Origin of the sequence: Pseudomonas sp. CJQ_9, from assembly GCF_043106615.1 — a bacterium.
Lineage (GTDB): Bacteria > Pseudomonadota > Gammaproteobacteria > Pseudomonadales > Pseudomonadaceae > Aquipseudomonas > Aquipseudomonas juntendi.
Genome location: NZ_JBICMS010000046.1, coordinates 1 through 8,159, shown reverse-complemented (window position 1 = coordinate 8,159; position 8,159 = coordinate 1). Strand labels below are relative to the sequence as shown.

The 8,159-nt window shown below is 61.6% G+C and carries 7 protein-coding genes; 6 read left to right on the top strand and 1 reads right to left on the bottom strand.

What is annotated here, in order from left to right; genetic code table 11:
- Window positions 1-357 precede the first annotated feature (357 nt).
- Window positions 358-570 carry a DUF3077 domain-containing protein gene (locus tag ACF8SD_RS08675; protein WP_392484217.1) on the top strand — a complete coding sequence of 71 codons (213 nt, stop codon included), beginning with the start codon at window positions 358-360 and terminating at the stop codon, window positions 568-570.
- Between the two features lie 111 nt (window positions 571-681).
- On the opposite strand, the gene ACF8SD_RS08670 is transcribed toward ACF8SD_RS08675, so the two are convergent.
- A complete protein-coding gene (locus ACF8SD_RS08670; RefSeq protein WP_392484216.1) occupies window positions 682-1,137 on the bottom strand; it encodes a transposase in 456 nt (151 codons plus the stop codon).
- A 313-nt stretch (window positions 1,138-1,450) separates the two neighbouring features.
- Here ACF8SD_RS08670 and ACF8SD_RS08665 point away from each other — a divergent pair, with 313 nt between their 5' ends.
- The 5 genes from ACF8SD_RS08665 (at window position 1,451) to ACF8SD_RS08645 (ending at window position 8,134) form a co-directional block, all read left to right on the top strand.
- On the top strand, window positions 1,451-2,539 hold the full coding sequence (locus ACF8SD_RS08665; RefSeq protein ID WP_392484215.1) for an efflux RND transporter periplasmic adaptor subunit: 1,089 nt from the start codon (window positions 1,451-1,453) through the stop codon (window positions 2,537-2,539).
- Window positions 2,536-3,603, top strand: coding sequence for an efflux RND transporter periplasmic adaptor subunit (locus ACF8SD_RS08660; protein WP_392484214.1), 1,068 nt, complete (start codon window positions 2,536-2,538; stop codon window positions 3,601-3,603). Before ACF8SD_RS08665 ends, ACF8SD_RS08660 begins: the two co-directional genes overlap by 4 nt.
- Window positions 3,600-6,653 carry an efflux RND transporter permease subunit gene (locus ACF8SD_RS08655; protein WP_392484213.1) on the top strand — a complete coding sequence of 1,018 codons (3,054 nt, stop codon included), beginning with the start codon at window positions 3,600-3,602 and terminating at the stop codon, window positions 6,651-6,653. Before ACF8SD_RS08660 ends, ACF8SD_RS08655 begins: the two co-directional genes overlap by 4 nt.
- A 243-nt stretch (window positions 6,654-6,896) precedes the next feature.
- On the top strand, window positions 6,897-7,079 hold the full coding sequence (gene oscA / locus ACF8SD_RS08650) for a sulfur starvation response protein OscA (RefSeq protein WP_110679511.1): 183 nt from the start codon (window positions 6,897-6,899) through the stop codon (window positions 7,077-7,079).
- A gap of 47 nt (window positions 7,080-7,126) precedes the next feature.
- Entirely contained in the window at window positions 7,127-8,134 is a 1,008-nt protein-coding gene (locus tag ACF8SD_RS08645) for a sulfate ABC transporter substrate-binding protein (RefSeq protein ID WP_173891491.1), read from the top strand.
- The last annotated feature ends 25 nt before the right edge of the window (window positions 8,135-8,159 follow it).

Here is an 8,159-nt window from a genome sequence, read left to right as displayed (position 1 = left end):
ACGACTTTTCATCAACCTGAGCCCAAAGCTTCAATGGGCGCTGCTTGGGAATTATCCTACGAGCCGCGTGGAAGCTGCTCTGTTGTAGGGGAAATGCACCAGGGCTAACGTCGTTGGGTCGCCAGTACTGGCGACTGGGTGTGAGAACCCAACGATATAGTGCTTCCGTCATGGCAGCCGTGCGCGGGCAGACTCAGGTCTGGCTGCGTTCCTATATCCGCGGTTTCTCACCTCGCGTACGGCTGCCGCCCCATCCGTGAGAAAGATGCAGGTGGCAGCTCCATACCTCGATATAGGAGATCCGCCATGACCAATAATCACCTGTCACAAAGCAGCACCGTGGGTAAAGAAACCTACATGGAGCTTTTCCGCGTACAGGCCAACATCCCGTTCAATCATGCTTTCTCCGAACTCTCCGTCATGCTCGGCTGTATCACTCACCTGACAACCGAAGCCGAGATGGAAAATGATCGGCTGGCAGGTAGTGCAGCAAGAATTCTCAGTGGCTTTGCCAAAGCCCTCATTGATGACATTGAGCTTGGCCTCAACAAGGCCTTAGTTCAGGTCTGACCTGTACCGGCCTATTCGCGGGCTTGCCCGCTCCTACAGGTACAGCGCAAGTCTCAGGGTCTGCGCTGTACCTGTGGGAGCGGGCAAGCCCGCGAAGGCCCCAGCACCGATTCAAAGCCATACCGCATCCCAGTGTGGATAATCCCTGACACTCCGGACCAAGCCTGCCCTCAAGGGATTGGCAACGATGTAACGGGCCACATGCACCACATTTTCTTCCCGCCGCAGTGCATGGTCGTGGTACCCCGGTTGCCATATCGGCTTGTGCCTGACACCTGCCTTGCGCAAGGCAATGGCTGTGCGTGATTTGAACTTGCGCATCAGTGTCGCCAATGCCACTTCTTTCAGTTCGATCAACCAATGCAGATGGTCCGGCATCACTACCCAGGCCAATGACCGGCAGTCCTGAATATCATTTGAGATCCGCAGATGTTTGACCATCAGCCGGGCATGGTGAAAGTCGAGGAAAAGTGGCTTTCGCTGTTGCGTGATGGTGGTCAGCATGTAAAGCCTGCCTGGCTCGGAAAAGCGCCCACGGCGCAGCAGATGGGATTCGGCTAACGGCATTGTGATCTTCCTTGAAGTTGAACCTCCCTTTGAAAGTAGTGGCTGAAGCGGGGTGGCCGGGTGGTTGATGGTTTCGGGATATAACTGAAGCATGTGCTTGGCTGTGCCGGCCCTTTCGCGGGCTTGCCCGCTCCTACAGGTACAGCGCAAGCCTCAGGGGCTGCGCTTTCCTGTGGGAGCGGGCGTGCCCGCGAAGAGGCCGGCGCAAGCGCCGAAACTGCCGAACTGATCCCCGTCAGTGATGTTTATCGAACCCTGAACTACGCTGACAGTCGCATCCCACAAACCATTTGTGCGCAAGCAAGGAGCCTGCATGACGTTGATACGTCCGCTGTCGGTCGTTTGCCTGGGGCTGCTGTGCATGCTCGCCGGGTGTAGCAAGGAAGAGGTGCCTGAAACATTGCCGCGGGTGGGCGTGCAGCAGGTTCAACCCACCGATTTCGCCGCCAGGGTCACCCTGACCGGCGATGTACAGGCGCGGGTGCAGACGGACCTGTCGTTCCGTGTAGGGGGCAAGATCATTTCGCGCAGCGTCGATGTGGGTGACCACGTCAAGGCCAACCAGGTGCTCGCACGCCTGGACCCGAAAGACCTGCAGAACAACGTGAATTCGGCCAAGGCCGAGGTGTTTGCCGCGCAGGCGCGGGTCACCCAGACCCGTGCGGCCTTCGTGCGCCAGCAAAAACTGCTGCCCAAGGGCTACACCAGCAAAAGCGAATACGATGCCGCCGAAGCGGCGCTGCGCAGCAACCAGAGCGCGCTCAAGGCGGCCCAGGCGCAACTGGCCAGTGCCAATGAACAACTCGGCTACACCGCACTGGTCTCCGAGGCCGCCGGGGTGATCACCGCGCGGCAGGCCGAAGTAGGCCAGGTGGTGCAGGCGACCATGCCGATCTTCAGCCTGGCCGTCGATGGCGACCGCGATGCCGTGTTCAATGTGTACGAATCCTTGCTGGTGGCACCGCCCGGCAACGCCGAAATACTCGTCCACCTGCTGGACAACCCCAAGGTCCAGGCGCGCGGCGTGATTCGCGAAATCACGCCCACCGTGTCGGCGCAAAGCGGAACGGTACAGGTCAAGGTGGCCCTGAAGGATGTGCCCGCCGAAATGCAGCTGGGCGCGCCGGTGACGGCCAGCACCACTACGGTGGGGCGGCCGAGCATCGAGCTGCCGTGGTCGGCCTTGACCAAGGCCCTGCACGCACCTGCCGTGTGGGTAGTGGGTGAGGGTGACAAGGTCGAACTGCGCAAGGTCGAAGTCGGCCGCTACCTGACAGGCAAGGTGGTCATCGCCAGCGGCTTGCAGGCGGGCGAAACCGTGGTGGTCAACGGCAGCCAGCTGTTGCACCCCGGCATGCAGGTGGAGAAGGTGGATGCCAAACGCCCAGGGGGTGAGCTATGACACGGCTGCTGCTGATACTGTCAGCCGGCATGCTGCTGGCTGCCTGCCAGGGTGACGAGCAAGCCCCAGAGCCGATCCGGCCGGTGCTGTCGGTGAAGGTCGAGCCGCAGGTGCAGACGCAACTGGGCCGCTTCGCTGGCAATATCGAGGCACGCTTCGAGAGCACCTTGGGCTTCCGCGTAGCCGGGCGCATTGCCCGGCGTTGGCTGGACGTGGGAGCCCAGGTCAAACCGGGCGATACCTTGGCCACCCTCGACCCCACCGACCAGCAGAACCAACTGCGTGCCGCCGAAGGCGACCTGGCCAGGGTGCAGGCGCAATGGATCAACGCCCAGGCCGATGCCCGTCGCCAGCAACAGCTGTACGACCGTGGGGTGGGGGCCCAGGCGCAGCTGGATGTCGCCCAGACCAACCTGAAAACCACCAGCGCGACGCTGGAGCAGGCGCGCGCCTCTGTCAGCCAGGCCCGCGACCAGCTCGGCTACAGCACCCTGCGTAGCGACCATGCAGCGGTCATCACGGCCTGGCAGGCCGAGGCCGGGCAGACGGTCACCGCCGGGCAGGCCGTGGTGACCCTGGCCCGGCCTGATGTGAAGGAGGCGGTGATCGACTTGCCGATCAGCCTGGCAGAGCAACTGGACAAAGGGCTGACCTTCACCGTCGCCTCGCAACTCGACCCGACCATCAACACCACCGCTACCCTGCGCGAGCTGGAGCCGCAGGCCGACCCCACGACCCGTACCCGCCGTGCGCGCCTGACCTTGGCAAACACCCCGGCAGCCTTCCACCTGGGCACCGCGGTCAGTGTGACCCTGACCTCGCACGTGTCGCCGCGCAGCGAGCTGCCCTTGAGTGCCTTGCTCGAACGCGATGGCAAGACCCAGGTGTGGGTCATCGACACCCGGGAGAAAACGGTCGGCACCCGTGACGTGACCCTGATCGACCGTACTTCCGACAGCATCGTCGTGGCCTCTGGCGTGCAGCCTGGTGAACGTGTGGTGACTGCGGGCGTGAACAGCCTCAAGCCTGGCCAGAAGGTCGCTTTCGACGAGGATGCGCAATGAAAGGAAGCTTCAACCTGTCCGACTGGGCACTCAAGCATCAATCGTTCGTCTGGTACCTGATGTTCGTCGCCCTGTTGATGGGGATTTTTTCCTACTTCAACCTGGGCCGTGAAGAAGACCCGTCGTTCACCATCAAGACCATGGTCATCCAGACCCGCTGGCCCGGTGCGACCCAAGACGAGACCCTGTACCAGGTCACCGACCGTATCGAGAAGAAGCTCGAAGAACTCGACTCGCTCGACTACACCAAGAGCTACACCCGGCCGGGCGAATCCACGGTCTACGTGTACCTGCGTGATACCACCAAGGCCGAGGATATCCCGCAAATCTGGTACCAGGTGCGCAAGAAGATCCAGGACATCCGTGGCCAGTTCCCTGCTGGCATCCAGGGGCCTGGGTTCAACGACGAGTTCGGCGATGTGTTCGGTTCGATCTATGCCTTCACCGCCGACGGCCTTACCCTGCGCCAGCTGCGTGACTATGTGGAGCAGGCCCGGGCAGAAGTGCGCGATGTACCCAATATCGGCAAGATCGAATTCATCGGCACCCAGGATGAAGTGCTGTACCTGAACTTCTCCACCCGCAAGCTGGCCGCCCTGGGCATTGACCAGCGCCAGGTGATGCAGGCCCTGCAGGCGCAGAACGCGGTCACCCCGGCGGGGGTGATAGAGGCCGGGCCAGAGCGCATCTCGGTGCGAACCTCCGGGCAGTTCGCCTCGGAAAAGGACCTGCAAACCGTCAACCTGAAGATCAATGACCGCTTCTTCCGCCTGGCCGATATTGCCGCTATCGAGCGCGGTTATGTCGACCCGCCGTCACCGATGTTCCGCTACAACGGCCAGACCGCCATTGGTCTGGCCATTGGCATGAAGGCCGGCGGCAACGTGCAGGCGTTCGGCGCCGCACTGAAAGAACGCATGGATCAGGTGATCCAGGACCTGCCGATAGGCGTTGGCGTGCACACCGTGTCGGACCAGGCCGTGGTCGTCAAGAAGGCGGTTGGCGGCTTCACCAGCGCGTTGTTCGAAGCGGTGGTGATCGTGCTGGCGGTAAGCTTTGTCAGCCTAGGCATGCGCGCGGGGCTGGTGGTGGCCTGCTCGATACCCTTGGTGCTGGCGATGGTGTTCGTGTTCATGGAATACAGCGGTATCACCATGCAGCGGATTTCGCTGGGCGCGCTGATCATTGCCCTGGGCTTGCTGGTGGACGATGCGATGATCACCGTGGAGGTCATGGTCACCCGGCTGGAAATGGGCGAAAGCAAGGAGCAGGCGGCCACGTTCGCCTACACCTCCACGGCCTTCCCGATGCTTACCGGTACCCTGGTGACGGTGGCCGGCTTCGTGCCGATCGGCCTTAACGCCAGTTCCGCAGGCGAGTACACCTTCACCTTGTTCGCGGTGATCGCCGTGGCCTTGCTGGTGTCCTGGGTGGTGGCGGTGTTCTTCGCCCCGGTGCTGGGGGTGCACATTCTGAGCAGCAGCAAGGTCAAGGCTCACGAAGCCAAGCCTGGGCGCGTGGCCAGGGCGTTCGAGGGTGGGCTGCTGTGGTGCATGCGCCATCGCTGGCTGACCATCATCGGTACCATCCTGCTGTTTGCCCTGGCGCTGTTCAGCATGCGCTTCGTGCAGAACCAGTTCTTCCCCGCGTCGGACCGCCCGGAGATCCTGGTCGACCTGAACCTGCCGCAGAACGCTTCTATCGAGGAGACGCGCAAGGTGGTCGACCGCTTCGAGGCGCGCCTGAAGGACGACCCGGACCTGGTGCACTGGAGCACCTACATCGGCCAGGGCGCCGTGCGGTTCTACCTGCCGCTCGACCAGCAGTTGCAAAACCCGTATTACGCCCAGCTGGTGATTGTCAGCAAGGGCCTGGAAGAGCGCCAGGGCATGATCGAGCGCTTGCAGAAAATCCTGCATGAAGAGTTCGTCGGCATCGGCACCAACGTGCAATCGCTGGAAATGGGCCCACCGGTGGGGCGGCCGATCCAGTACCGCGTCAGCGGCACCAGTATCGACGAGGTGCGCAAGCACGCCATCGACCTGGCGACCTTGCTTAACCAGAACCGCAACATAGGCGAGATGATCTACGACTGGAACGAGCCTGGCAAAGTACTGCGCGTGGACATTGCCCAGGACAAGGCGCGCCAGCTGGGGCTGTCGTCGGAAGATGTGGCCAACGTGATGAACAGCATCGTCAGCGGTGTGCAGATCACCCAGGTCAACGACAGCATCTACCTGATCGACGTGGTCGCGCGTGCCGAGGACAGCGAGCGTGGTTCGCCCGATACCCTGCAGAACCTGCAGATCCTGACCTCCAACGGCACCTCGATTCCGCTGCTGTCGTTCGCCACCGTGCGCTACGAGCTGGAACAGCCGCTGGTATGGCGGCGTGACCGCAAGCCAACCATCACCATCAAGGCCTCGGTCAACGGCGACATTCAACCCACCGACCTGGTGGCGCAACTGAAGCCGAAAATCGACGAGTTCGCCAGCAAACTGCCGGTAGGCTACGAAGTGGCCACGGGCGGTACCGTGGAGGAGAGTGGCAAGGCCCAAGGGCCGATCGCCAAGGTCATCCCGCTGATGCTGTTCCTCATGGCCACGTTCCTGATGATCCAGCTGCACAGCGTGCAGAAGCTGTTCCTGGTAATCAGCGTGGCGCCACTGGGGCTGATCGGCGTGGTGCTGGCGCTGGTGCCTACCGGTACGCCAATGGGCTTCGTGGCGATTCTCGGCATCCTGGCGCTGGCCGGTATCATCATCCGCAACTCGGTGATTCTGGTTACCCAGATCGATGAGTTCGAGGCGCAGGGCTATGCGCCTTGGGACGCGGTGGTGGAGGCCACCAACCACCGTCGCCGGCCGATCCTGCTGACGGCAGCCGCAGCGAGCCTGGGCATGATCCCGATTGCACGTGAAGTGTTCTGGGGGCCGATGGCCTACGCCATGATTGGCGGCATCATCAGTGCAACGCTGCTGACGCTGCTGTTCCTGCCGGCCTTGTACGTGGCCTGGTACAAAATCCGCGAGCCACAGAAGCAAAACTGAAGGCTCAAGGCCCGATCGCCGGCAAGCCAGCTTCCACAGGGGCCTCACAAAACTGGGAGGCAGTGACAATCCTGTGGGAGCCGGCTGGTTGGCGATAGGGCCCTCGAACCAGCAAAGAAAATGGTTATATAAAAATTCTTAAATAGTATTTTTAAGAATAAAACCGCCTCTCTATTATTGCCCTCAAGCCAGGCAATACCCCGTCAAATCCCTGCCCGGCATCTCACGCCAAGGAGAACGAGCATGAGTGCATCGCTGCGTAATATCGATGGTCAGGACGAAGCCAGCCTTTTGCGGGAGATCCAGAACGCCCTGCGCGACCTGCGCTTCGGCGCGGTGGAGATCACGGTGCATAACGCTCAGGTCGTGCAGATCGAGCGCAAGGAGAAGTTCCGCCTGCAACAGCCGGGCAACAAGGCCGGCTGAGCCCACCCCCTTTCAAAACTAGAACAAATGCCATCGGGAGCTTCACCATGTCCATCCGCCGTTATGCGCTCGCCGCCCTGGCCAGTGCCGTTTTTGCCGGTTCCGCCATCGCCAAGGATTACGAACTGCTGAACGTGTCATACGACCCCACCCGTGAGCTGTACCAGCAATACAACGCCGAGTTCATCCAGCATTGGCAGCAGGCCCACCCGGGCGATACGGTGAAGATCCAGCAATCCCACGGCGGCTCGGGCAAGCAGGGCCGGGCGGTGATCGACGGTCTGCGTGCTGACGTGGTGACCCTGGCGCTGGCCGGTGATATCGACGAAATCGCCAAGCTGGGCAAGACCTTGCCGGAGAACTGGCAAACCCGCCTGCCGGACGCCAGCACCCCCTATACCTCGACCATCGTGTTCCTGGTGCGCAAGGGCAACCCGAAAGGCATCAAGGACTGGGGCGACCTGATCAAGAACGACGTGTCGGTGATTACCCCCAACCCGAAAACATCTGGCGGCGCACGCTGGAACTTCCTTGCCGCCTGGGCTTACGGCCTGAAAACCGGCGGCAGTGAAGACAAGGCCAAGGCCTACGTGCAGGAACTGTTCAAGCACGTGCCGGTGCTGGATACCGGCGCGCGCGGTTCTACCATCACCTTCGTCAACAATGGCCAGGGCGACGTGTTGTTAGCCTGGGAAAACGAAGCTTTCCTGGCGCTGAAGGAAGACGGCGGTGCCGACAAGTTCGAGATCGTCGTGCCGTCGCTGTCGATTCTTGCCGAGCCGCCGGTGGCGGTGGTGGACAAGAACGCCGAGAAGAAGGGCAATACCGCGATTGCCACCGAATACCTCAAACACCTGTACAGCCCGGCCGGGCAAAAAATTGCCGCGCAGAACTTCTACCGCCCGCGTGATGAAAAGGTCGCTGCCGAGTTTGGCAAGCAGTTCCCGAAACTGGACCTGGTGACCATCGACAAGGACTTTGGTGGCTGGAAGACTGCACAACCGAAATTCTTCAATGATGGCGGTGTGTTCGACCAGATCTATCAGGCACAGTAACCGGCCAGGGAAAAGCGGGGCCGCG

Bases quoted from the DNA above. Each gene is read 5' to 3' on its own strand.
- ACF8SD_RS08675 (WP_392484217.1), top strand. From the start codon at position 358: ATGGAGCTTTTCCGCGTACAGGCCAACATCCCGTTCAATCATGCTTTC.
- ACF8SD_RS08670 (WP_392484216.1), bottom strand. From the start codon at position 1,137: ATGCCGTTAGCCGAATCCCATCTGCTGCGCCGTGGGCGCTTTTCCGAG.
- ACF8SD_RS08665 (WP_392484215.1), top strand. From the start codon at position 1,451: ATGACGTTGATACGTCCGCTGTCGGTCGTTTGCCTGGGGCTGCTGTGC.
- ACF8SD_RS08660 (WP_392484214.1), top strand. From the start codon at position 2,536: ATGACACGGCTGCTGCTGATACTGTCAGCCGGCATGCTGCTGGCTGCC.
- ACF8SD_RS08655 (WP_392484213.1), top strand. From the start codon at position 3,600: ATGAAAGGAAGCTTCAACCTGTCCGACTGGGCACTCAAGCATCAATCG.
- oscA (WP_110679511.1), top strand. From the start codon at position 6,897: ATGAGTGCATCGCTGCGTAATATCGATGGTCAGGACGAAGCCAGCCTT.
- ACF8SD_RS08645 (WP_173891491.1), top strand. From the start codon at position 7,127: ATGTCCATCCGCCGTTATGCGCTCGCCGCCCTGGCCAGTGCCGTTTTT.